Origin of the sequence: Kutzneria sp. NPDC052558 (assembly GCF_044547355.1) — a bacterium.
Classification (GTDB): domain Bacteria; phylum Actinomycetota; class Actinomycetes; order Mycobacteriales; family Pseudonocardiaceae; genus Kutzneria.
This window is the reverse complement of sequence record NZ_JBIUAG010000017.1, coordinates 1-22,542: the sequence shown is the minus strand read 5'-3', so window position 1 is coordinate 22,542 and position 22,542 is coordinate 1. Positions and strand designations below refer to the sequence as shown.

General features: G+C 71.8%; 20 protein-coding genes. 6 read left to right on the top strand and 14 right to left on the bottom strand.

The genetic code is table 11. From position 1 onward, the window contains the following. Nucleotides 1-51: 51 nt before the first annotated feature. From ACIG5F_RS28045 to ACIG5F_RS28035, 3 genes are all read right to left on the bottom strand, one after another. A complete protein-coding gene (locus ACIG5F_RS28045; RefSeq protein ID WP_396522469.1) occupies nt 52-1,038 on the bottom strand; it encodes a malate dehydrogenase in 987 nt (328 codons plus the stop codon). Between the two features lie 194 nt (nt 1,039-1,232). Then, the gene (locus tag ACIG5F_RS28040; protein WP_396522467.1) at nt 1,233-1,538 is read right to left on the bottom strand and encodes a DUF3017 domain-containing protein; all 306 of its coding nucleotides are present in this window, start codon (nt 1,536-1,538) and stop codon (nt 1,233-1,235) included. Further along, entirely contained in the window at nt 1,535-2,395 is an 861-nt protein-coding gene (locus ACIG5F_RS28035; protein WP_396522465.1) for a bifunctional methylenetetrahydrofolate dehydrogenase/methenyltetrahydrofolate cyclohydrolase, read from the bottom strand. The genes ACIG5F_RS28040 and ACIG5F_RS28035 overlap by 4 nt, the downstream gene beginning before the upstream one ends. A gap of 213 nt (nt 2,396-2,608) precedes the next feature. Here ACIG5F_RS28035 and ACIG5F_RS28030 point away from each other — a divergent pair, with 213 nt between their 5' ends. Beyond that, a complete protein-coding gene (locus ACIG5F_RS28030; RefSeq protein ID WP_396522463.1) occupies nt 2,609-5,155 on the top strand; it encodes a glycohydrolase toxin TNT-related protein in 2,547 nt (848 codons plus the stop codon). 105 nt (nt 5,156-5,260) lie between these two features. Here the strand turns inward: ACIG5F_RS28030 and ACIG5F_RS28025 are convergent, their stop codons facing one another. Genes ACIG5F_RS28025 through ACIG5F_RS28010 form a run of 4 tightly spaced genes read right to left on the bottom strand, consistent with a single transcriptional unit; the run spans nt 5,261 to nt 7,312 of the window. Beyond that, entirely contained in the window at nt 5,261-5,854 is a 594-nt protein-coding gene (locus ACIG5F_RS28025) for a pentapeptide repeat-containing protein (protein ID WP_396522461.1), read from the bottom strand. After that, nucleotides 5,851-6,309 carry a universal stress protein gene (locus tag ACIG5F_RS28020; RefSeq protein ID WP_396522460.1) on the bottom strand — a complete coding sequence of 153 codons (459 nt, stop codon included), beginning with the start codon at nt 6,307-6,309 and terminating at the stop codon, nt 5,851-5,853. Before ACIG5F_RS28020 ends, ACIG5F_RS28025 begins: the two co-directional genes overlap by 4 nt. A 14-nt stretch (nt 6,310-6,323) precedes the next feature. Further along, the gene (locus ACIG5F_RS28015) at nt 6,324-6,683 is read right to left on the bottom strand and encodes a hypothetical protein (RefSeq protein ID WP_396522458.1); all 360 of its coding nucleotides are present in this window, start codon (nt 6,681-6,683) and stop codon (nt 6,324-6,326) included. Beyond that, nucleotides 6,680-7,312, bottom strand: coding sequence for a TetR/AcrR family transcriptional regulator (locus ACIG5F_RS28010; RefSeq protein WP_396522456.1), 633 nt, complete (start codon nt 7,310-7,312; stop codon nt 6,680-6,682). Before ACIG5F_RS28010 ends, ACIG5F_RS28015 begins: the two co-directional genes overlap by 4 nt. A gap of 108 nt (nt 7,313-7,420) precedes the next feature. Here ACIG5F_RS28010 and ACIG5F_RS28005 point away from each other — a divergent pair, with 108 nt between their 5' ends. Further along, nucleotides 7,421-8,254, top strand: a complete 834-nt coding sequence (locus ACIG5F_RS28005; protein ID WP_396522454.1) for an esterase/lipase family protein — start codon at nt 7,421-7,423, stop codon at nt 8,252-8,254. 116 nt (nt 8,255-8,370) lie between these two features. Then, nucleotides 8,371-10,662 (top strand): chitobiase/beta-hexosaminidase C-terminal domain-containing protein, encoded by a 2,292-nt coding sequence (locus tag ACIG5F_RS28000; protein WP_396522452.1) that lies wholly within the window; start codon nt 8,371-8,373, stop codon nt 10,660-10,662. On the opposite strand, the gene ACIG5F_RS27995 is transcribed toward ACIG5F_RS28000, so the two are convergent. Further along, a complete protein-coding gene (locus tag ACIG5F_RS27995) occupies nt 10,663-13,992 on the bottom strand; it encodes an error-prone DNA polymerase (RefSeq protein WP_396522450.1) in 3,330 nt (1,109 codons plus the stop codon). Nucleotides 13,993-14,148: 156 nt separating this feature from the next. Here ACIG5F_RS27995 and ACIG5F_RS27990 point away from each other — a divergent pair, with 156 nt between their 5' ends. Together ACIG5F_RS27990 and ACIG5F_RS27985 are read left to right on the top strand one after the other, a co-directional pair. Further along, nucleotides 14,149-14,481, top strand: coding sequence for a hypothetical protein (locus ACIG5F_RS27990; RefSeq protein ID WP_396522448.1), 333 nt, complete (start codon nt 14,149-14,151; stop codon nt 14,479-14,481). Nucleotides 14,482-14,647: 166 nt separating this feature from the next. Then, a complete protein-coding gene (locus ACIG5F_RS27985) occupies nt 14,648-15,193 on the top strand; it encodes an HD domain-containing protein (protein WP_396522446.1) in 546 nt (181 codons plus the stop codon). 210 nt (nt 15,194-15,403) lie between these two features. Here ACIG5F_RS27985 and ACIG5F_RS27980 read toward each other — a convergent pair whose 3' ends face one another. From ACIG5F_RS27980 to ACIG5F_RS27970, 3 genes are all read right to left on the bottom strand, one after another. Then, nucleotides 15,404-15,565, bottom strand: a complete 162-nt coding sequence (locus ACIG5F_RS27980; RefSeq protein ID WP_396522444.1) for a hypothetical protein — start codon at nt 15,563-15,565, stop codon at nt 15,404-15,406. A 77-nt stretch (nt 15,566-15,642) separates the two neighbouring features. Next, the gene (locus ACIG5F_RS27975) at nt 15,643-17,199 is read right to left on the bottom strand and encodes a DNA polymerase Y family protein (RefSeq protein WP_396522804.1); all 1,557 of its coding nucleotides are present in this window, start codon (nt 17,197-17,199) and stop codon (nt 15,643-15,645) included. Nucleotides 17,200-17,213: 14 nt separating this feature from the next. Then, complete coding sequence (locus tag ACIG5F_RS27970; protein ID WP_396522442.1) at nt 17,214-17,888, bottom strand: hypothetical protein; 675 nt, start codon at nt 17,886-17,888, stop codon at nt 17,214-17,216. A gap of 265 nt (nt 17,889-18,153) precedes the next feature. Here ACIG5F_RS27970 and ACIG5F_RS27965 point away from each other — a divergent pair, with 265 nt between their 5' ends. Further along, the gene (locus ACIG5F_RS27965) at nt 18,154-18,357 is read left to right on the top strand and encodes a hypothetical protein (RefSeq protein WP_396522440.1); all 204 of its coding nucleotides are present in this window, start codon (nt 18,154-18,156) and stop codon (nt 18,355-18,357) included. Between the two features lie 53 nt (nt 18,358-18,410). On the opposite strand, the gene purH is transcribed toward ACIG5F_RS27965, so the two are convergent. From purH to ACIG5F_RS27950, 3 genes are all read right to left on the bottom strand, one after another. Then, complete coding sequence (gene purH / locus ACIG5F_RS27960) at nt 18,411-19,985, bottom strand: bifunctional phosphoribosylaminoimidazolecarboxamide formyltransferase/IMP cyclohydrolase (RefSeq protein ID WP_396522438.1); 1,575 nt, start codon at nt 19,983-19,985, stop codon at nt 18,411-18,413. Continuing rightward, the gene (purN, locus tag ACIG5F_RS27955) at nt 19,982-20,605 is read right to left on the bottom strand and encodes a phosphoribosylglycinamide formyltransferase (RefSeq protein ID WP_396522436.1); all 624 of its coding nucleotides are present in this window, start codon (nt 20,603-20,605) and stop codon (nt 19,982-19,984) included. The genes purH and purN overlap by 4 nt, the downstream gene beginning before the upstream one ends. Before the next feature lie 71 nt (nt 20,606-20,676). Further along, nucleotides 20,677-22,338: a DUF6350 family protein gene (locus ACIG5F_RS27950; protein WP_396522434.1), complete on the bottom strand. Its 1,662-nt coding sequence runs from the start codon at nt 22,336-22,338 to the stop codon at nt 20,677-20,679. Between the last annotated feature and the right edge of the window lie 204 nt (nt 22,339-22,542).

Sequence of the window (22,542 nt, the reverse complement as noted above, 5' to 3'; positions counted from 1 at the left end):
GAGCGTGAGAAACGCCCCCGCCGGCCGGCGGGGGCGTTTCGCGTTCTCAGGTCAGATCAGGCCCAGCTTGCGGACCGCGTCGCGCTCCTCTTCCAGCTCGGCCACGGTGTGGGCGATCTTGGCCCGGGAGAAGGCGTCGATCTGCAGGTCCTTGACGATCTCGTACTTGCCGTCCTTGCAGACGACCGGGAACGAGGAGATCAGGCCCTCCGGCACGCCGTAGGAACCGTCCGACGGCACGCCCATGGACGCCCAGTCGCCCTCGGCGGTGCCGTTCACCCACTCGTACACGTGGTCGATGGCGGCGTTGGCGGCCGAGGCGGCCGAGGATGCGCCCCGGGCCTCGATGATCGCCGCGCCGCGCTTGGCCACGGTCGGGATGAAGGTGTTCTCGATCCACTCCTGGTCGTCCACCGTCTCGGCCGCGTTGCGGCCGCCGACCTCGGCGTGGAACAGGTCCGGGTACTGGGTGGCGGAGTGGTTGCCCCAGATCGCCAGCCGCTTGACCTCGGTCACCGGCACCTTGAGCTTGTTGGCCAGCTGGGAGACGGCGCGGTTCTGGTCGAGGCGGGTCATCGCCGTGAAGCGCTCGGCCGGCACGTCGGGCGCGTGCTGCTGGGCGATCAGCGCGTTGGTGTTGGCCGGGTTGCCGACCACCAGGATCCGCACGTCGTCGGCCGCGCCGGCGTTGATGGCCTCACCCTGCGGCTTGAAGATGCCGCCGTTGGCCTCCAGCAGGTCGCCGCGCTCCATGCCCTTGGTGCGGGGGCGGGCGCCGACCAGCAGGGCCACGTTCACGCCGTCGAAGGCGGTCTTGGCGTCGTCGGTGATGTCGATGCCGTCCACCAGCGGGAAGGCGCAGTCATCGAGCTCCATGGCGGTGCCCTCGGCCGCCTTGAGCGCCTGGGGGATCTCCAGCAGGCGCAGCCGGACCTTGGTGTCCTGGCCGAGCAGTTGACCCGAGGCAATCCGGAACAGCAGTGCGTAGCCGATCTGGCCAGCCGCACCGGTGACGGTCACGTTGACGGAGCGTGCCACAGGGAAGATCCTCCCGATCCGCAGTCTGCATCACGTCCACGGGGTGCGACCACCACGGCAGGAATCCTGTCCGGCGGCCTCAGCACCGGGACCGCGCACCGGGCGCGTCGCCCGGTTGCCGCAGATTACCAAGGTGTGGACAACCCCGACCGCCCGCCGTGAGCAGCGTCGCAAGGTAACCGCCACCACCTCGGTCAGTGGTCGAAGGGGCCGCCGGTGATGGTGGCGGCGACCAGGACGATGAGGACGCCGAAGCCGCCGTACAGCAGGACGTCGGTGAAGCGGCGGCGCAGGGCGATCAGCCCCAGCTGCTTCTCGGGCAGCAGCAGCCGCAGCGCGGCGGCGAACAGCAGCGAGCCGCCGATCAGGCCGGAGCCGATCCGCCAGTGGTACAGGAAGATCAACAGGATGCCGGCCGCGGCGATGGCCAGCACCAGCACGAACGGCGCGTGCCGGCCGATCTCCTCGGTCCACCGGCGGCGGCCGGTCACGGTGATCACGACCGCGCCGCGAGCTCGCGCTCCGCGGCCTCCACCACGTTGGCCAGCAGCATGGCCCGGGTCATCGGGCCGACGCCGCCGGGCATCGGGGCCAGGTGGCCGGCGACCTCGCGGACATCGGGGTGCACGTCGCCGCGCAACCCTTCGTCCGTCCGAGTGATACCGACGTCCAGCACGGCCGCGCCGGGCTTGACCATGTCGGCGGTGATGAGGCCGGCGACCCCGGCCGCGGCCACCACGATGTCGGCCCGGCTCACCTCGGCGGCCAGGTCCTTGGTCCCGGTGTGGCACAGGGTCACGGTGGCGTTCTCGCTGCGGCGGGTCAGCAGCAGGCCCAGCGGCCGGCCGACCGTCACGCCGCGGCCGACCACGCACACCTGGGCGCCGGCGATCGGCACCTCGTAGCGGCGCAGCAGCGCCACGATGCCGCTCGGCGTGCACGGCAGCGGGCCGGGCTCGCCCAGCACCAGCTTGCCCAGGCTGACCGGGTGCAGGCCGTCGGCGTCCTTGGCCGGCGCGATCCGCTCCAGCAGCGCGCCCGTGTCCAGGTGCTTGGGCACCGGGAGCTGGACGATGTAGCCGGTGCAGGCCGGGTCGGCGTTCAGCTCGTCCAGCACGGCTTCCAGGTCGGCCTGCGAGATGTCGGCCGGCAGGTCCTTGCGGATCGAGGTGATGCCCACCTTGGCGCAGTCCGCGTGCTTGCCGCGCACGTAGGCGTGCGAGCCGGGATCGTCGCCGACCAGCACGGTGGCCAGGCCCGGCGTCACCCCCCGGTCCCTGAGCGCGGCGACCCTGACCCGCAGGTCGTCGAAGATCGCGTCGCGGGTGGCCTTGCCGTCGAGGATCGTGGCGGTCACGGTTTTCATTCTGCCTGACGGCCTGGTCGCCGGCGCACCGGCCGCACTACTACGCATGTCATAACTCACCATCGCCCGATCGCGCATTCGGCCCCCGTTGGCCAAACCGGGGGGCAATCATCAATGCTGGTCGTGACGAGGAGCAGGGAGGTCTGGGCCACACCCGGTGTGAGGCGGGTGTCAGATCGCAACGGAACGCGAGAGGATGAGCGTGTGTCACAGCCGACCCCGCTGAACCCAGTCGAACAGGACGCGTTGGTCAAGCAGATCGGGTTGGCCCTGATGAAGGCGGCTCCGCAGGACTGGGAGCAGGTCAGGGCCTACTACCGGGCTGCCGGGCGCTACTTCGAGCTGTCCGCCGAGGTGACCGATCAGGACGGCCAGAGCAGGGCCTGGACCGCGCCGGCGGACACCGCGTCGCTGTTCGCGCGCCTACGGGCCGGCATGTACCGCGAGGGCCGCGGCACCTGGTTCAACGCCCGCTACCAGCTCGACAAGCCGTCCAGCTACAACCTGGACTTCGACCGTGACGAGCCGCAGTGGCAGAACCCGCCGCCGCCGATGGCCTACACGGACGAGATGCGCTTCTTCCCGCGCACCGACGAGAACGTGCCGGAGTGGCTGGGGGCCCGCCTGCAGGCGCCGGCCCCGGCCCGGCCGCCGCTGCCCCCGCCCAACCAGGGCGGCGGACGGCTGCGCACCGCGCGGATCTTCGACGGCCCCGGGCCGGACGGCCGGCCCACGGTCAACCGGCCGCCGCTGGACCCGGCCGAGGTCGGCAAGGTGCTGGACTACCTGGAGGCGGCCCCGGTCGTCATGACCGCCCAGGGCATGGACAGCGACCGGCTGGCCCACGAGAACCCGGAGTCCATCCCGTTCGCGTTCCACACCGACGGCGTCTGGATCTGGCCGGCCGCGGTGATCTTCTACCTGGCCCGCTACGGCGTGCCGCCCGAGCCGGACCTGGTGCAGCACATCCGCTCGGTCAACTTCCTCGCGCCCGAGGTGGACGAGGCGACCCGTGGCCAGGCCGTGGCCCTGCTCAGCACCATGGTGCCCAACGGCCGGCCGGTGCCGGCCCAGCAGCCGCCGTCGCCGCCGGCCACCCAGATGATGCCGGCGCCGGAGCCGCCGCAGGTGGCCCCCGAGCCCGAGCCGGAACCCCAGCCCGAGCCGGAGCCCGAGCCGCTGGTCGTGGACCAGTTCGTGGAGCCGGAGCCCGAGCCGGTCGCCGAGCCGGCTCCGGTCGTCGGCTCGCCCGAGCCGGTAGGCGGGGCCAGCATCGAGCTGCTGCGTGAGCTGCTCGACGAGCTGAACGTGCCCTCGTCGGTGTACCGGATCGGCGAGCCCTCGCCGAACACCTGGTACCTGGAGCGGGTCGAGGACGGCTGGCAGGTCGGCTGGTACGAGCACGGCTTCAGCACGCCGATGCTGTTCGACGACGACAACGACGCCGCCGCGTTCCTGCTGGGCAAGCTGCTGCTCAACCGGCCTGTGCCGGCCGCCGAGCCGGCGCAGAGCCAGCACCAGCAGGCCGAGGAGCAGCGCTTCGAGCCGCCCTTCGACGACCAGCAGCAGCACTTCGAGCCGCCGGCCGACAACCAGCACTTCGAGCGGCACGCCGAGCCGGAGCCCGAGCCGGTGGACATCGCGCCGACGCCGGTGCCGATCCCGCCGGCCCAGCCGGACCTGCCGCCGCTGGACCTGCCCTCCCGGGCGGCCCACCAGGAGCAGTCACCGCTGGATCTGCCCTCGCGTAACGCCCACCAAGAGCAGTCCCCCTTGGACCTGCCCTCCCGAGCCGCGCACCAAGAGCAGTCACCACTGGACCTGCCCTCGCGCAACACCCACCAAGAGCAGTCCCCCCTGGACCTGCCCTCCCGAGCCGCGCACCAAGAGCAGTCACCACTGGACCTGCCCTCGCGCAACACCCACCAGGAGCAGCTGGATCCGCTGTCCCGGGCGGCAATCCAGGAGGATCTGCCCTCACGCAACGCGCACCAGGAGCAGTCGCCGCTCGACCTGCCGTCCCGCAACGCGCACCAGGAGCAGCAGCCCGACCTGCCGCCCCTGGACCTGCCGCTGCGGGCCGACGCCCCGACCCGGATGGAGCCGCAGCCCGGCCTGCCGCCGATGACCCCGCCCCGGCCCATGCCGGCGCAGCCGCCCGTGCCCATGGGCGGCGGACAGCCCCCGATGGGCGACCGCCCGCCGGTGGGCCAGTCGCCGGTGGGTCAGCCGCCGGTGGGTCAGCCGCCGCTGGGTCAGCAGCCGGTCGGACACCAGCCCGGTGGCCAGCAAGGCGGCCAACCCCAACCTCAGGGCCAGCCCCAAGGCAATCAACAACAGGGCAATCAACAGGGCAACCAGCAGCAGGGCGGCCAGCCGCCGCGCGCCGACGAGTGGCCGATCCAGCCGCTCCGGGGTGAGCCGCCGCTGACCCTGTTCCGGGGCAAGCGGGTCATCGAACTGCCGCAGGGCGTGGAGATCGACCGCTTCGGCCAGCCCGACGGCAACCTCACCTACGCCGGCGGCACGCCGTTCCCGCTGCGGTCGCTGGTGCCCGAGTGGGTCAGCCGGCCGTACCACGTGTACCGCCTCAAGCAGCCGGTGCAGGCCCTGGCCGGCGTGGCCGTGCCGTGGTTCGGCCAGCCCGGCGGCGGCACCGCCTACCTGCTGCCGAAGTCCATCGACGAACTGGTGTCCGAGGGCACGCTGGTGGAGGTCCGCCAAGGCACTCCCCCGCCCACCGGCCAGTAACCCCCCTTTCCCCACGTGAGTGGCTCATTTCGCCTCTGGAGCCACCTGAGCCACTCACGTGGGGCGAAAAAGCGAAGCGAGCCACTCACGTAGGGCGGAGGGCGGTCAGCTCTCGACGATCAGCCCGTGGGCGGCGGCGAAGCGCACCGCCTGATCGAGGTCGATCTTGGCCCCGGTCAGCTGGGCCTGCCGCAGGCCGTCGGAGTCGAGGCGGGCGCCGCGCAGGTCGGTGTCCTCCAGGCGGGTCCGCAGCAGCCGGGCGCCGCTGAGGTCCACGTTGCGGAGATCGGCTTCCCGCAGGTCGGCCTCCACCAGGTTGGCCTCCCGCAGCCGCAGCCCGGACAGGTCCATCTTGCGCAGGTCGACGCGGCCGAGGCCGGCCAGCGACAGGTCGGTGTCCCTGATCACGCAGCCGCGCAGCCGGCAGTCGGTGAACGTGGAGCCGAGCAGGGTGCAGCCCTCGAACCGGGACGAGGCGAACACGGTCCGGTTGAAGGTGCAGCCCCGGAACGCGGTGCCGGTGTGGCTGGTGTCGCCGAGGTCGGCCCGGGTGAAGTCGCAGTTGGTGAAGGTGCACGCCTTGGTGACCAGCTCACGCAGGTCGGCGTCGGTGAAGTCGCAGCGCTCGAACGAGCGGCGCTCCCAGGTCTGCCCGGTGAGCACGGCGTCGGCGTAGTCCTCGCCGGTCTCGACGGTCACGGGACCACCACCACGGGCCGCTTCGCCCGCGTGACCAGGGTTTTCGGCACGGAGCCGAGCAGGTGGCCGCTGTGCCGGGACCGGCCGACGACGATGCAGTCGGCCCGCAGCTCCTCGGCGATCTGCTCCAGGGCGGTGGCCGGATCGCCGCGGTGGTGCAGCAGGTCCCACTCGATGCCGAACTGGTCGAGGAACTTGGCGGCCTCCTGCCGCACCTCGGCCACGTAGTCGTTGGCCGCCTCGGCGGCGTTGATCATGCCGATGGAGGTCCAGTACGCGGCGCTGGCCAGCGGCTCGACGTACACCAGCACCAGCCGGGCCCGCTCGCGGCGGGCCAGCCCGGCCGCCCAGGCGGCCGCGTTCACGGCCGGGGGCGAGCCGTCGACGCCGACAACGATGCTGCCGACCCCGTCCTTGCCGATCTCGAACCCCGGTACGGCAGCGTCTTCTGGCACGTCAGCGATCGTAGTCAGTCCTGCGGATCGTGCCGGAAGAACGCCTCGATGGCGGCCTGGTTGTCGGCGCTGGTGGTGTTGGTGAGCACGATGGAGCGCTCGCCGTCGCGCACCTCGATCTTGCGGTGCTGGCCGCGGGTGACCCAGTCCCGCAGCACCCGGCCGAGCTGGATCAGCACCGGCGAGGTGCTCAGCGCCACGATGATCGTGCTGACGGTGTCGGCGTCGGCGGCCTTGCTGGCCTGCGGCGCCGGCCCGCCGGGCGCGAAGTCGACGCCGTCCACGTCCAGGTCGAGCAGCTCGGCGCGCAGCTGCCGGGCCTGGGTGTCGACGTCCTCGGGATCACCGTGCAGGGTCAGCGACACTGTTGTCACCGATCGGACGATACACCGTCCACAGTGGACTCAAGGCCGGCTCGGACGACCCGGTGGTAGGCGGTCAGCCGGGCCACCAACTCCTCGGCCTCGCCGGTCCCGTCGAACAGCCAGTCCACGATCAGCTCGAACAGCGCGCCGACGGTGCCCAGCGCGATGGCCCGGACGTCCCGCTCCGGCGCGATCACCCCGTAGTGCCGCCAGACGCCCTCGACGAACCCGGCGGCCCAGCGCCGGTTCTCCCGGCGGCGCCGCTCGACCACCGGCGACACCCCGGCCGACTGACCGAACAGCACCTGCGGCCGCCGCAGGTCGGCCACCAGGACCTGGGCCAGCTTCTCGATCAGGCCGTCGATGCTGTCGACCTCGCCCAGCGCGACCTGCATCCGGTCCGACAGGTCGGCGGTGAGCTGCTCGAACAGAGCCAGGTAGCAGGCTTCCTTGCTGTCGAACAGCTCGTAGAAGCTCTTGGTGCCGACGTAGGCCGTCTGGCAGATCTCCTCGATCGGCACAGCGGCGAAACCCTTGCGGCCGAACAGGGTCAGGGCCGCCTCCAGCAGGTCGGCCCGCCGCCGCGCCCGGCGCTGCTCGGCGTCGAGTCCACGGACGGTGCGGCCGCTGCGGGTCATGCCGAGATGCTACGGAACCGATTCTGGAAAATCTTTCTTGTTCAAAACAAGATGGCGTGTTGTACTCGACGTGAGCCAGGTCATAGCCGCCCTGCCGCCGGAGGTCCCATGCGCAAGCTCCTAGTCCCCCTGCTGACCACGCTCGGCCTGCTGGCCGGGGCGGTCACCGCGAACGCCGCGCCGTCCTCAGGAGTCAACGACTTCTCCTGCGCCCCCAGCGCGCAGCACCCGGAGCCCGTGGTGCTGGTGCACGGTCTCGGCGCCAACGGCCCGGTCAACTTCGCCACCCTGGCCCCGACTCTGGCCAGCAACGGCTACTGCGTCTTCTACCTGACCTACGGCGTCGGCATCCTCGGCCCGACCGTCGGCGGCCTGCGGCCGATGGAGGACAGCGCGGCGGAACTCGGCGCGTTCGTGGACGAGGTGCAGACGGCCACACGCGCGGCCAAGGTCGACATCGTCGGCCACTCCGAGGGCAGCACCGTGCCGGCCTACTACCTGAAGTTCCTCGGCGGCGCGGCCAAAGTGGCCCACTTCGTCGGCTTCGGCGCCAACTACGCCGGCACCTCGCTGGACGGCCTGGCCACGCTGGCCACCCTGCTGCACCTCGGCCCGGCGCTGACCGGCGTCGGCTGCGCGGCCTGCACGGAGTTCCTGCCCGGCTCGGCCTTCCTGACCAAGCTCAACGCCGGCGGCGTGGCCGTGCCCGGGCCGACGTACACCAACATCGTCTCCAAGTACGACACCGTGGTCACGCCGTACACCAGCGGCGTGTTCGCCGCGCCCAACGCCACCAACATCGTGATCCAGGACGGCTGCCCGGTCGACTTCACCGGCCACATCGGCCAGGCCGTCGACCCGAACGTGGCCTCGCTCGTGCTGCACGCCCTTGACCCGGCCAGCCCAGTGCGGTGCCAGCCGTTTTTTGACGCAGGGGCCTGAATTTCGGCCTTCACTCTTCCGTAACGCGGGGGCAGCGGTTTATCGTCACGACGCTTGAGAGCGCTCTCACAACGTCGTGTCCGGCAGACCCTGCCCCTGCTCGGAAGGTGCTCAACATGAGGAGACTAGTCCTAGCCTTAATCGGTGCAGTAGCCCTGACCACGGCGTCCACCCTGCCCGCCGCCGCGGCCGACGACTACACGCAGTCCGTCACCCAGACCAGCGCCAGCCAGGCGCGAATCGACTTCACCCCCACCACGGCGTCGCTGTACGTGGACGTGCACTACACCGGCGTGCCCGGCGCCGGCCAGCAGAACGTGCGCATGACCAACAACGCCGGCACGTGGCAGTGGACGGTCAACGGCCTGTCCACCGGCACCGTGCTCGACTACTGGTTCACGTACGAGAAGAGCGGCCCGCAGTACGACACCCCGCACTTCAGCTACACCCAGGGCGGCAGCAGCACACCGGCCGCCGCCGCGCCGACCTTCAGCCCGCCCGGCGGCAGCTATGCCACCGCCCAGACGGTGACGATATCGAGCAGCACCGCCGGCGCCACCATTCGGTACACAGTGGACGGTTCGACGCCGACCGCGAGCTCGACCCAGTACACCGGCCCCATCACGGTGTCGGCCAGCCGGACCGTGAACGCCATCGCCATCGCGTCCGGCCTGGCCAACTCGCCGGTGGCCAGCGCCACCTACAGCATCGGCGCCACGCCGACGAGCTGCCCGACCCAGTCCGACACCCCCAACTTCGGGCCGAACGTGCACATCTTCGACCCGAGCATGTCGGCCGCGACCATCCAGGCCCAGCTCGACGCCGACTTCAACGCCCAGAAGGACACCCTGTCCGCGCAGTTCGCCGAGCGGCGGGTGGCCGAGCTGTTCAAGCCCGGCGCCTACGGCGTCAACGACAACGTCGGCTACTACACCTCGGTCGCCGGCCTGGGCCAGAACCCCGACGACGTCACCATCAACGGACACGTCACCGTCGACGCGTTCAACGCCTCCGACGCCGGCAACGCCACCCAGAACTTCTGGCGCTCGGCCGAGAACATGGCCGTCAACGCCACCGGCGGCGACCGCTGGGCCGTCGCGCAGGCCGCGCCGTTCCGGCGTATGGACATCCGCGGCGACCTCCAGCTGTACCCGGCCAGCTACGGCTGGGCCAGCGGCGGCTACATCGCCGACACCAAGGTGTCCGGCCAGACCGCGTCCATCTCCCAGCAGCAGTGGTACACCCGGGACTCCAGCTACGGCAGCTGGTCCGGCGGCGTGTGGAACATGGTGTTCTCCGGCGTGAACGGCGCGCCGGCCAACACCTTCCCGACCCCGCCGGAGACGACGCTGGGCACCACCCCGGTGTCACGGGACGTGCCGTACCTGTACATCGACGGCACCGGCAAGTACCGGGTGTTCCTGCCTTCCCTGCGCACCAACGCCTCCGGCCCCAGCTGGGCCAGCGGCAGCACTCCGGGCTCCTCGCTGCCGATGAGCCAGTTCTACGTGGTCAAGGCCGGTGACACCGCCTCCACCATCAACTCGGCCCTCAGCGCCGGCTGCAACCTGTTCTTCACGCCCGGCGTGTACCACCTCAACCAGACGCTCAACGTCACCAAGGCCAACACCGTGGTGCTGGGCATCGGCTACCCGACCCTGGTGCCGGACAACGGGGTCAACGCCATGCAGGTGTCCGATGTGGATGGTGTCCGGCTCAAGGGCCTGCTGTTCGACGCCGGCACCGCCAACTCGGCCGCCCTGCTGACCGTCGGCGCGTCCGGGTCCACGACCAGCCACGCGGCCAACCCGACCTCGATCCAGGACGTGTTCTTCCGGGTCGGCGGGGAGATCGCCGGCAAGGCCACCGCCAGCCTGATCGTCAACAGCGCCAACACCTTGATCGACCACATCTGGGCCTGGCGGGCCGACCACGGCAACGGCGGCACGGTCGGCTGGACCGTCAACACCGCCGACAACGGTGTGATCGTCAACGGCGCCAACGTCTTGGCGACCGGGCTTTTCGTGGAGCACTACCAGAAGTACGAGGTGACCTGGAACGGCCAGGGCGGCCGGACCATCTTCTTCCAGAACGAGATGCCCTACGACGTGCCCAACCAGGCCTCCTGGATAGCGCCGAGCGGCGTGAACGGCTACGCCGCCTACAAGGTCGGCGCCAACGTCACCTCGCACGAGGCGTGGGGACTGGGCAGCTACAACTACTTCAACGTCAATCCCTCGGTGAACGCCTACCACGCCTTCGAAGTCCCCAACAACTCCGGCGTGAAGTTCCATGACCTGCTCACGGTTTCCCTGAACTACCAGGGCACCATCACCCACATCATCAACGACACCGGCGCGGTGACGCCGTCCGGCACCGTGCCCAGCAACCTGGTCAGCTATCCCTAGCTAACGGAAGTCACGGGAGGTGGAGGGCACGCGGATGTCCAGGTGCCGCAACTGGTCGGCCCGCAGGCTGAGCACGCCCTCCACCTTCTCCAGCACACCCCGCACCACCACGGCCGAACTGGTGCGGGCGACCCGGCGGTAGCGCCGCCACAAGCCCTCGGTGCACACCACGTTCAGCATGCCGGTCTCGTCCTCCACGTTGAGGAACGTGACGCCGCCGGCGGTCGCCGGGCGCTGCCGGTGGGTGATCGCGCCGCCGACCAGCACCCGGGTCTTGTCGTCCACTTCGGACAGTTTGGCCACCGGGATCGCGCCCATCCGCCGCAGCTGCTCGCGGACGAACTGGATCGGGAAGCTGTCCGGGGAGACGCCGGTCGCCCACACGTCGGCGGCGGCGACCTCCACTTCGTCCATGCCGGGCAGCATCGGGGCGTCCGTGCCGACCACGGTCCCGGGCAGCCGGCCCGCGCGCTCCCGGGCCGCCGCGCCGGCCGCCCACAGCGCCGCGCGGCGCTCCAGGCCCAGGCTCTTGAACGCGCCCGCGGTGGCCAGCGCCTCCAGCTGCGGCGTGGTCAGCCCGGTCCGGCCGGCCAGCTCGACCATGCTGCGGTAGGGCCCGTTCTCGGTGCGCTCGTTGACGATCCGCTCCGCCAGCTTGTCGCCGATGGTGCGGATCGCGCCCAGCCCGAGCCGGACCGACGGCCCGGGATGCTCCAGGTTGGCGTGCGGCAGGCTGGCGTTGATGTCCGGCCCGTGCACGGTGACGCCGTGCCGGCGGGCGTCCGCGACCAACGACTGCGGCGAGTAGAAGCCCATCGGCTGAGCCCGCAGCAGCGCCGCGCAGAACGCCGCCGGGTGGTACAGCTTCAGGTGCGCGGAGGCGAACACCAGGTGCGCGAAGCTGAGCGCGTGGCTCTCCGGGAAGCCGAAGTTGGCGAACGCCAACAACTTCCGGAAGATGTCGTCGGCCAGCTCGCCGGTGATGCCGTTGGCCGCCGCGCCGACGTAGAAGCGCTCCCGCAGCCGCTCCATCCGATGGGTGGACCGCTTGGCCCCCATGGCCCGGCGCAGCTCGTCGGCCTCGGCCGGGCTGAAGTCGGCCACGTCCACCGCCATCTGCATCAGCTGCTCCTGGAACAACGGCACGCCCAGGGTCCGCCGCAGCGCCTTCTCCAGCTTCGGGTGGTCGATCTTGATCGGCTCCAGCTTGTTGCGCCGCCGGATGTAGGGGTGCACCGAGCCGCCCTGGATCGGGCCGGGCCGGATCAGCGCCACCTCCACCACCAGGTCGTAGAACTCGCGCGGCTTCAGCCGGGGCAGCGTGGCCATCTGCGCCCGGCTCTCCACCTGGAACACGCCCACGGTGTCGGCCCGGCACAGCATGTCGTAGACCTTCTCGTCCTCAAGGTCCAATGTGGACAGATCGACCTCGGTGTCCTCGAACTCCCGCACCAGGTCCACGGCGTAGTGCAGCGCGGACAGCATGCCCAGCCCGAGCAGGTCGAACTTGACCAGGCCGGCCAGCGCGCAGTCGTCCTTGTCCCACTGCAACACCGACCGCTTCTCCATGCGGGCCCACTCCACCGGGCAGACCTCGCTCACCGGTCGGTCGCAGATCACCATGCCGCCGGAGTGGATGCCCAGGTGCCGCGGGAAACCCTCCAGCTGGTTGGCCAGATCCACCACCAGGTCCGGGATGTCGTGCTCCTGCTCCTCCTCTTCCTTGTCCGCCAACGATTTCCGGAGCGGACCCCAGTGGTCGATCTGTTTGGTCCACGCGTCCTGCTGGCCCGAGGAGTAGCCGAGCGCGCGGGCCATGTCGCGCACGGCGAACTTGGCCCGATAGGAGATCACGTTGGCCACCTGGGCGGCGCAGGTCCGGCCGTACTCCTCGTAGACGTACTGGATGACCTCCTCGCGGCGGTCGGACTCGATGTCCAGGTCGATGTCCGGCGGCCCATCCCTTGCCGGCGCGAGGAAACGCTCGAACAGCAGGTCGTACTTGACCGCGTCGACATTGGTGATGCCCAGCGCGTAGCAGACGGCCGAGTTGGCCGCCGATCCCCGGCCCTGGCACAGGATGTCGCTGCGCCGGCAGAAGTCCACGATGTGCCAGACGATCAGGAAGTAGCCGGGGAACCCCAGTTCGCCGATCACCTTGAGTTCATGGTCGATCTGTTGGTACGCCTCGGGTCTGGCGCTGCGCGACCCGTACTTCTTGCGAGCGCCCCGCATCGCCAGCAGGCGCAGGTAGCTGTTCTCGCTGTGCCCCGGCGGCACCGGATACGGCGGCAGCTTCGGCGCCAACGGCTTGAGCTCCAGGTCGAAAGCGCACTGCACGCCCAGGATCGCCGCGTTGTGCACGGCTTCCGGATAGCGGTGGAAGCGGTGCAGCATCTCCTCGCCGGTGCGCAGGTGCGCGGCGCTGGAGGCCGGCAGCCAGCCGGCCATCTCGTCCAGGCTGCGTCGCGCCCGCACCGCCGCCAGCGCGTTGGCCAGGCGCTGACGGTCCGTGGTGGCGAAGTGCACGTTGTTGGTGGCCACGTACTTCACGCCGCACTTGCCGGCCAACTCGACCAGCAGATCGTTGCGGTCGGTGTCCTCCGGCAGCCCGTGGTCGGTCAGCTCCACGAACACGTTTCGCTGGCCGAACAAGGAGATCAGCCGGCGCAGCTCGCGTTCCGCACCCTCGGCGCCCTCGCGTTCCAGCGCCGTGCGCACAGTTCCCTTGCGGCAGCCGGTGAGCACGGCCCAGTTGTCGGCGGACTCGGCCGCCAACATGTCCAGGTCGTAGACCGGGCGGCCCTTCTCCCCGCCCGCGAGCTGGGCGTGCGTGATGCACCGGCACAACGCGGCGTAGCCGTCGGGATTTCGGGCCAGCACCAGCAGGTGATTGCCCTCCGGGTCGGCGATCCCGTTCTGCGGCATGGAAAGGCCGAGGCTGAGCTCCGAGCCGAAGACGGTCCGGATGCCGACCTCCCTGGCCGCCTCGGCGAACCGGATCACGCCGTACATGCCGTCGTGGTCGGTGAGCGCGATCGCGTCCAGCCGCATCCGGCCGGCCGCCTCGATCAGCTCGTCGGGATGGCTGGCCCCGTCCAGGAAGCTGAAGTTGGAGTGGCAGTGCAGCTCCGCGTACGGCACCCGCACGCGATCGCCGTACACCGTGGTCTCCGGCGACAGCTGGGTCGGCATGTCAGCCGGCTTCTCGTAGCCCTCACGCCGGCGGCTGTATCCCGGGGCGTCGCCGCCGTCGGGAATGACTCCAGGCCGCCCGGACAGGGTGCGTTCGAGGTCCCGCCACCGGATCGGCGGATTGTTCCAGCCCACACACACCTCCCGAACTCACGTTCGACTATGCGGCCCTGAACTTGTGATGTCAAGCCGACCGTGACCTAAAACCCCAGGTAGTGGCACTGCGACGGCCGGTCACTGGTTTCCCTGTCGCCGCCGGCCTCCCTCTGGAAAAATGGCGCGGTGGAACTCGTGAACGACCCCCTGCCGATCACCGTGGCCACCGAGGACGGAGCCCTGCTGCCCGGCCCGACCGTGACGTCGCTGCGCGCCCTGCTGGACCGGATCGGCGGCGCCGGCGACCGATTCGCCGTGGCTGAACGGGAAACCGGCGCGTACCTGCAAACCTGGCGCGAGGCCGACAGTCCGTTCCTGGTCGAGCGGCGCGACGGCCAGGACCTGTGGACCGAGCTGGACGAGCCGGCGGAGGTGGCCGAACTGTTCGTGGCCTGGGCTCGCACCGAGGCCTGGCCGCGTGACTACGGCTGGCAGTCGGCGGTGCCGCCTGAAGGGGCAGAATCGTAGCAAACCGTTGCGCCCCAGCACATACTCGGTGAATGGGGCGCACCCGAACATGGGCGATCGTCGGCGCGCTGGACCATATCGTGCCCGCCGGCCACCGCATCGGCCTGGTCATCGGCGACGCCGACTGCTTCCGAAAGCCTGGCGCAAACGGGTTACGTTGGGGGGTGTGCTGAGCCGAGCCCTGACCGAATCCGATCTCCGCCCGCTGCCCTCCCGGGCGACGGAGCTGTTGACCACCCTGAATGCCCCGCCGCGGCTCGCCGCCCACCTGCGCGCGGTGCACGATGTCGCCTGGCAGCTCGCCGACTGGTGCGCCGACCGGCTCGCTCTCGACCGCGCCGCCGTCCTGTTCGGCGCGGCCACTCACGACATCGGCAAGGTCATGCACACCGAGGAGCTGTCCGGTCCCGGGCACCGACACGAGCTCGCCGGCCGCGATCTCCTGCTGGCCCAAGGCATCGAGCCGGAGCTGGCCCGTTTCGCCGCCAGCCACGCGTTGTGGACCGCACCGGGCATCACGGCCGAGGAACTCGTGGTGAGCCTGGCCGACAAGATCTGGAAAGCCAAGCGGGTCCCGGATCTGGAGCAGCTGATCGTCGCGCGGCTGGGCGGCGAACCCTGGGCGGCGTTCATGGCCCTGGACGACGAGCTCACCCGCATCGCCGCCGACGCCGACCGACGCCTGGCCTTCCAGGCCTCGTACCCGATCTGAGGGATGCGCGGTTACCGATCGATCGTCATGTTCTCCCGATTCGCCCGGGAAAATCACCCGGTGCGCCTTGGGGCTGCCCCCATGATTCCCGTCCGTGCCCGCACCTGAGCAGCGACCCCTGAGCCAGGACCGCCGCCAGCAGAGCTGGGGCATCTCGTAGTCGCGATGTGAGCTAGCGGGGCGGGGAAGGGCGAACCTTCCCCGCCCTCGTCATTCCATGGAGGCGCGGGGAGCCGGGATCACGGCCTGCTGCCCGAACTCACGGGCCGACCACGCCGGCAGCGAAGGCTGCCGCGTCGGCCACGCCGGCTCGGTGAACCACGGATCCGGCGTGGTCTCCCAGAAAGCCGTCTCCCACTGGTCGTCGCTCACTGCGGCACCTCGCTAGCGCTCGGTGTCCGCGTTCGCGGACGCTCTGCGTTGAATGATTCGCTCGCAAGCTCGCTCATTTAGTCGTACACCCCTTCCACCGCCCATCCCCGGCCCTCGCGGACCAGCAGCAGCGCGGTCTGTTCGACTCCGTCCAGCACCACCTGGAGCCGGGCCCGGCGACGCCCGCCGGACGGCTCCCACCAGGCCTCCTCGGCCGCCCACGGCCCGGCCCACGCCAGCACGGGCCGCGCGGGCCCGCCGGCCACGGACACGGCAGCCGGCCGGGCGGTGAGCCGCTGCCGACCGCTGACGCCGACCGGGGCCGCCGCGGCGTCGAGCACCTCGGCGGCCACCGGTGCGGCCGGCACGGTCGCCGGGGACGGCGCGGGCAGCCGGCCCGGCCACGGTGCATCCGGATCGGCGCCGGGCAGGCGTTCCTCGCCCCACGGCACCAGCCGGACCCGGTCCGATGGCCCGCGTCCGCCACCGAGCACGCCGGTGACCACGCCATCGGGACCGAGCAGCCCCTGCACCCTGACCAGGGCCCGGCTGGCGCGTTCCGCCCCGGTTCCCGGATCCTCTCTCCCCCCGTGCCACAGCCCCAGCTGCAACGCGGTGGCGTCGACCACCTCGACGGGGTCCAGCCACAGCTTGGTGATGCCGGCGCTGGGCCGGGCCGAGGGCGCGGCCCGCAGCCAGCCGTCCAGCTGCCAGCGCACCCGGTCCGCGATGCCGGTCGGGGTGAGCGGCTCGGCGCAACGCCACACCCGGCCCAGCTCCTCACCGTTTCCCGTGCTCGCGTGGACGCCGAGCCTGGTGCAGGCCAGGCCCCGAGCCGCGAGTTTCTCGTGCAGCAGCTCCGCCAGCGCCCGCGCGGCGAACGCCGCCGCGTCCACACGGTCTAGCGGCGGATCGGGCGAATGCGTTACCGAAAGCTCCGGTGGTGTTCGCCTCCTGGCCGGCGGCCGTTCCTCCAGACCACGGGCCAGACGGTGGGTGGCGACCGCGTCCGCGCCGAACCGGGAGGCCACGTCCCGCTCGCTCAACGACGCGTACGCGCCGAGCGTGCGCAGCCCGAGCCGCTTGAGCAGGTCCACGAAGTCGCTCCGGTCCGGGCCGCCGGGCGGGCTCAGCTCCAGGGTGCTCAGCGGGGCCAGGAACGCGGCGCTGCCCCCGGCCGGCACCAGCATTCCGCGCCGGGCCGCCAGCGTCGCCGCGAACAGGCCGTCGGCCACGCCGATCTGGCACTCCAGGTCGCACTCCGCCGCCACCTGGTCGATCAGCCGCTCCGCGACCGCCTCCTCCGAGCCGTAGTAGCGGACCGGGCCACGCACCGGCAGCGCCACGATGCCCGGACGCACCACCTCGATGCCCGTCGCCAGCTTCTCCACGGCCACGGCCACCGGCTCGAACACCCGGGCGTCCCGCGCCGGGTCCTCCTCGAACACCACCAGGTCCGGGCACCGCCCCTGGGCGCTGCGCTTGCGGTCCCCGCGCCGGATGCCCTCGGCCCGGGCCATCGCCGAGCAGGCGACGACCCGGTTGTCGGCCAGCACCGCCGCCGGCACGTCCGGGGCCAGCCCGGCCGCCTTGGTCGCCGCCAGCACCGGCCAGTCCGGGCACCACACCACCATCGTGCGCACGGCCGTCACGGGACCACCCGCAAAGGTGTTGGCGCGGGCGCCGGCCGGTCGGTGGGCAGGTCGATCAGCCGGCCGCCGGGCAGCGTGAGCCGCACCTGGTTGCCACGGGCCGCGGAGCCACGGCCACGGGACGACACGGTCAGCTCCCGCATGCGCAGCCGGCCGTGGCCGTCGGACAGGCCGTGCCAACGGCCGCTGCCTTCGAGTTCGAGGTCGGCGCCGGGCCAGCCGCCCACGGGCAGCAGCACGGAGCCGCGGTGTCGGGCCCGGGCGGACAGCCGGCGGGCCTCGGCGGGCCGGGGTTGTATCGCCACCGCCACCAGGTCGAGGCCGTCCAGCAGGGCCGCGGTGACCGGCACCAGTTCGGCGCCGGGGGCGGGCACGAGGACCAGCCGGTGCACGACCACACCGAGTTCGGACGCGGCCACCAGGCCGAGATCGGGCAGGCCCACGACGGCCGCCCAGGAACCTTCGGCCGTGGCGGCGGCCAGCAGCGCGAGCAGCAGCGTGGTGGACCCGCGCACCACCACGGTGCTCCCGCGCCGCAGGCCGCCCCACGGCAACAGGCCGGCCAGTCCCTCCAGGACCGGCAAAGCCTTCTCCGCGGGCGCCTGGGCCAGCTCGCTGGCTGCGCTCACCCCGTTGAGCGCGGTCAACGACGCCGTTGCCGACCCGGACACCAGCCACCTCCTCACCCACTGCCGAGACCGCGTGCGCACCCCTGCACCAGCGGCCCGCCGTGGGGAAGACGGCGGTTGTCGAGTTGACCGGACCCCGATCCGACCACCTCCCGGTTCGAACTGACGTTCGAACCGATGGGCTAAGTCAACACCACCGCGACGGGGGCCGTCAAGCGGTCGGGACACGCCTATGGAGTGATCATCCAGACACCCGGGAGTGATCGGGAGCACACTGGCTTCAGCTCACCCGAGCGGGGAGGTCGTGATGGCGATGGAGCCCACGGGCACAACGACGGACACGCCGACGAACGCCTGGAACGACGCGCTGGCGCGCTATCGGCGCCATGCGGCCGAGGTGCTCACCACGCACCAGTGCACGGACGCCAGCTGCGCGGTCTGCGGCCAGCAGTGGCCGTGCACAGCGGCCTGCGCGGCCGAGTTCGTGCTGGAGCTGAGGGACATGCAGTGAAGGGGCCTTCCTGGCGTTGAGCACCAGGAAAGGCCCCTTCCGAGCATCGGTCCTCAGTGGGCGAAGTGGCGGGTGCCCGTGAGGTAGAGGGCGACGCCGGCCGCTTCGGCGGCGGCGATGACCTCGGCGTCACGGACCGAGCCGCCGGGCTGCACGACGGCCTTCACGCCGGCGTCCAGCAGCACCTGAAGGCCGTCCGGGAACGGGAAGAACGCGTCCGAGGCGGCGACGGAGCCCTTGGCGCGGTCCCCGGCCCGGGCGACGGCCAGGCGGGCGGCGTCGACCCGGTTGACCTGACCCATGCCGGCGCCGACGGTCGCGCCGTCGTGCGCGAGCAGGATGGCGTTGGACTTCACGGCCCGGCAGGCCCGCCACGCGAAGTGCAGGTCGGCCAGGGTCTGCTCGTCCACGGCGGCGCCGGTGGCCAGCGTCCACTTGGCCGGGTCGTCGCCGTCGGCCTCGATGGTGTCCACGGTCTGCATCAGCAGCCCGCCGGACACGGCCCGGAACTCGGCCCCGCCCCGCACCGGCGGCCGCGCGACCAGGATCCGCACGTTCTTCTTGCGCGCCAACACGTCCACCGCACCGTCCGCATAGGACGGAGCGACCACGACCTCGGTGAAGATCTCCGCGACCTGCTCGGCCATCTCCACGGTGACCTCGCGGTTGGCCGCGATCACGCCGCCGAAGGCGCTGACCGGGTCGCAGGCGTGGGCCTTGCGGTGGGCGTCGGCGATGTCCTCGGAAACGGCGATGCCGCACGGGTTGGCGTGCTTGATGATGGCCACGCAGGCGGCGCTGTGGTCATGGGCGGCGCGCCACGCGGCGTCGGCGTCCACGTAGTTGTTGTACGACATCTCCTTGCCGTGCAACTGCTGCGCGGTGGCCAGGCCGCCACGGCCGTCGCCGGAGACGTACAGCGCGGCCTTCTGGTGCGGGTTCTCGCCGTAGCGCAGCACGGAGGACCGCTCCCAGGTGGCGCCGGCCCAGCCCGGGAAGCCCGAGCCTTCGTCGTCGGGGGCGAGCACGTTGCCCATCCAGGACGCCACGGCCACGTCGTAGGACGCGGTGTGCCGGTACGCGGCGGCGGCCAGCCGCTGCCGGTCGGCGAGGGTGAAGCCGCCGGCCCGCACGCTGTTCAGCACCCACTCGTAGCGGGCCGGGTCGACGACCACGGCCACGCTGGGGTGGTTCTTGGCGGCAGCCCGCACCATGGCCGGCCCGCCGATGTCGATCTGCTCGACGCACTCGTCCGGGGCCGCGCCGGAGGCGACGGTCTGGGTGAACGGGTACAGGTTCACCACGAGCAGGTCGAACGGGGCGATGCCCAGCTCGTCGAGCTGCCGCAGGTGGTCGGGCTTGCGGGTGTCGGCCAGCAGGCCGGCGTGCACGCTCGGGTGCAGCGTCTTGACCCGGCCCTCCAGCGACTCCGGGAAGCTGGTCACCTGCTCGACCGGCACCACCGGCACGCCCGCGTCGGCGATCGCCTTGGCGGTGCCGCCGGTGGAGACGATCTCCACGCCGGCCTCGTGCAACCCGGTGGCCAGCTCCAGCAGTCCGGCCTTGTCCGAAACGCCGATCAGCGCGCGGCGCACGGGACGGCGCTGCGCGGTTCCTGCCTCGGTCACGGGATGCTCACCTTTCGTCCGTGAAGGGTCCAGCCCTCGCGGGCCAGTCGGGCGACCACGTCGACCAGCAGTCGCCGCTCCACCTTTTTGATGCGTTCGTGCAACGTGGCCTCGTCGTCGCCGGGCTCGACCGGCACCGCCTCCTGGGCCACCACCGGCCCGGTGTCCACGCCGTTGTCGACCAGGAACACCGTGCAGCCGGTGACCCGCACGCCGTAGGCCAGCGCGTCGCGCACGGCGTGCGCGCCGGGGAAGGCCGGCGACAGCGCCGGGTGCGAGTTGAGCACACGGTCGCCGAAGCGGCTCATGAACGGCTCGCCGAGCAGCTTCATGAAGCCGGCGGTCACGATCAGGTCCGGCTTCAGCGTGCCGACCAGGTCGGCCAGCGCCTGGTCCCAGGCCGGCCGGTCGACGTGGTCGCGCAGCTTCAGGACGTGCGTGGGCACGCCGGCGCGCTCGGCGCGGGCCAGCCCCTCGATGCCGTCCCGGTCGGCGACGACGGCGACGATGTCCGCCGGGTAGTCGTCGGTCGCGGCGGCGTCCAGCAGAGCCTGCAACAGGGTGCCGGAACCGGAGACGAACACGACGACGCGGGCGCGGTGCAGAGTGCTCAGGGTCAACTCCTGGCGAGCCGGGTCACGGTCATGGCCAGCGTAAGTGGTCGGGTTCGGGGGCTCACGCCCAGGTCCGGCTACTTGTCGCCGGACCGGCCCGGCGAATGATCCTCATCGCCGCCGGCCTCGGCCACCGCGTCCTCGGCGGCCAGTTCGGCGTCCGCCTCGGCCTCCAGCTCGGCCACGACGTCGTCCTCGAAACCGGCGTCGAGGCGGCGCTCGGAAGCGGCCTCGACGCCGGGCTCGCGGTCGGGAACGGCGTCCGGATCGGCCTCCGGAGAGGCAGCGGCGTGGAGATCGCTGTCGGTGTCGGCGGAGTCCTCAGGAGCGGCATCGGCATCGGGGAGGTCTTCCGAGTCGGTGTCGGGTTCCTCCGCGAGGGCTTCGGCCTCGGGCTCAGCCGGGGACTCGGCCTCGGATTCTGTCCCGGCATCGGCCTCGAGCTCGGCCTCGGCCTCGGACTGCGCTTCCGGCTCGGGTTCGGGCTGGGCCTCGGCCTCCGGCTGCGGCTCGGGCGCCACCTCGGCGACCGGCTCGGGCGCGACCGGAACCGGGCGCACGTTCCGGGCGGGCTTGGGTCCGGCCAGACACGCCACCAGGGCGGCCGGCACGAGGATCCAGCCCAGGGCGACCGCGCCGACCAGGCCGGCCGGCACGGTGACAGGGCTGAAGGCGCCGCCGCCGAGGCGGCCGCCGGTCAGGGCGGCCAGCAGGAACACCACGGCGCCGACCACGGCGGCGGCGATCGTCATGGCGCGCAGCCGGCCCAGCGGCCGGGGCGCGATCCGCCGGGACACCCAGCCCAGGAACACGCCGACCGCGAGCGGAACGATCATCAGGCCGAGCAGCAGGCGGCTCTGGTGTTCGGGCAGCGCGGCGAACAGCGGCACGGCCGGGGCCTTGGTCATGGTCAGGTGCAGCGGGGCGACCGAGAACGTGCCCATGGTGAAGCCGGGACCCATGGCGAACGCCAGCGCCGCGACGATGGCGTTGGGCAGGTAGGCGATGGTCAGCAGCAGCATGCCGAACTCGCTGCCGAGCTCGGAGCCGCTCTGCTCGAAGATGGCGGTCGCCGTCGTCCAGTGCGCGACCAGGCCCAGGGTCAGCACCAGCGTGCCGGCCGCCGACATCGCCGCCACGCCGATCACGCCGGTCCGCAGGCCGCGCAGCACCACCGGGTCCACCCGGGACAGCGCCGCGTCCAGCAGGCAGCACCGCCGGACCACGCCGACCGTAGCCGCCAGCGCGGACAGCGCCCCGCAGCCGAAGAACGCCGCCGGCGGGCTCACCGTCACCGGTCCGGTCCGCAGCACCAGCGCGATCGTCACGCCGACGATCGCGTGCGCCGCCGCGATCGGGAACACCACCAGCCGGGCCTGCGTCGGCTCGTGCAGGTGCAGCCGGGCCGCCGCCCGGTTCGCCGAGCGGGCGACCAGCAGCATCAGCAGGGCCGTGGGCAGCAGCGGCAGCACCGCGAACGAATGCGTGCCCAACCCCAGCGGCACGTGATGGGCCGCCAGCCAGCCCGGGACGGCGGCCAGCAGCACGCCGGACACCGAGAGCTGGATGTTGGCCGCCGAGGCGATGACCACCGCGAGCACCGTGGCGACCGCCGCGTAGCCGCCGACGATCGGCGCGACCGCCGCGTAGGCCAGCACCCGCACCCGGCTCTGCCGTGAACGGGCCGGACGCCGGGCGGGCGCGGCGGGCCGGGCCTGGGTGGACTGGATGACCGGCACGGTCCCCACTCTCGCATCCACCCCGCGCCCCCACAGACCGCCACGCCGAACCCGCCCCACGCGCAGTGAGCCCCCCGGACGCTTGGAAGGGGGCTTTCCTCCACTCGGAGTGGAGGAAAGCCCCCTTCCAAGCGATGAATCAGGGGCGGAGCTGGTTGCCGATGGTGGCGAAGGCGGCGGAGAGGGCCTCCCGCCACGGGCGCA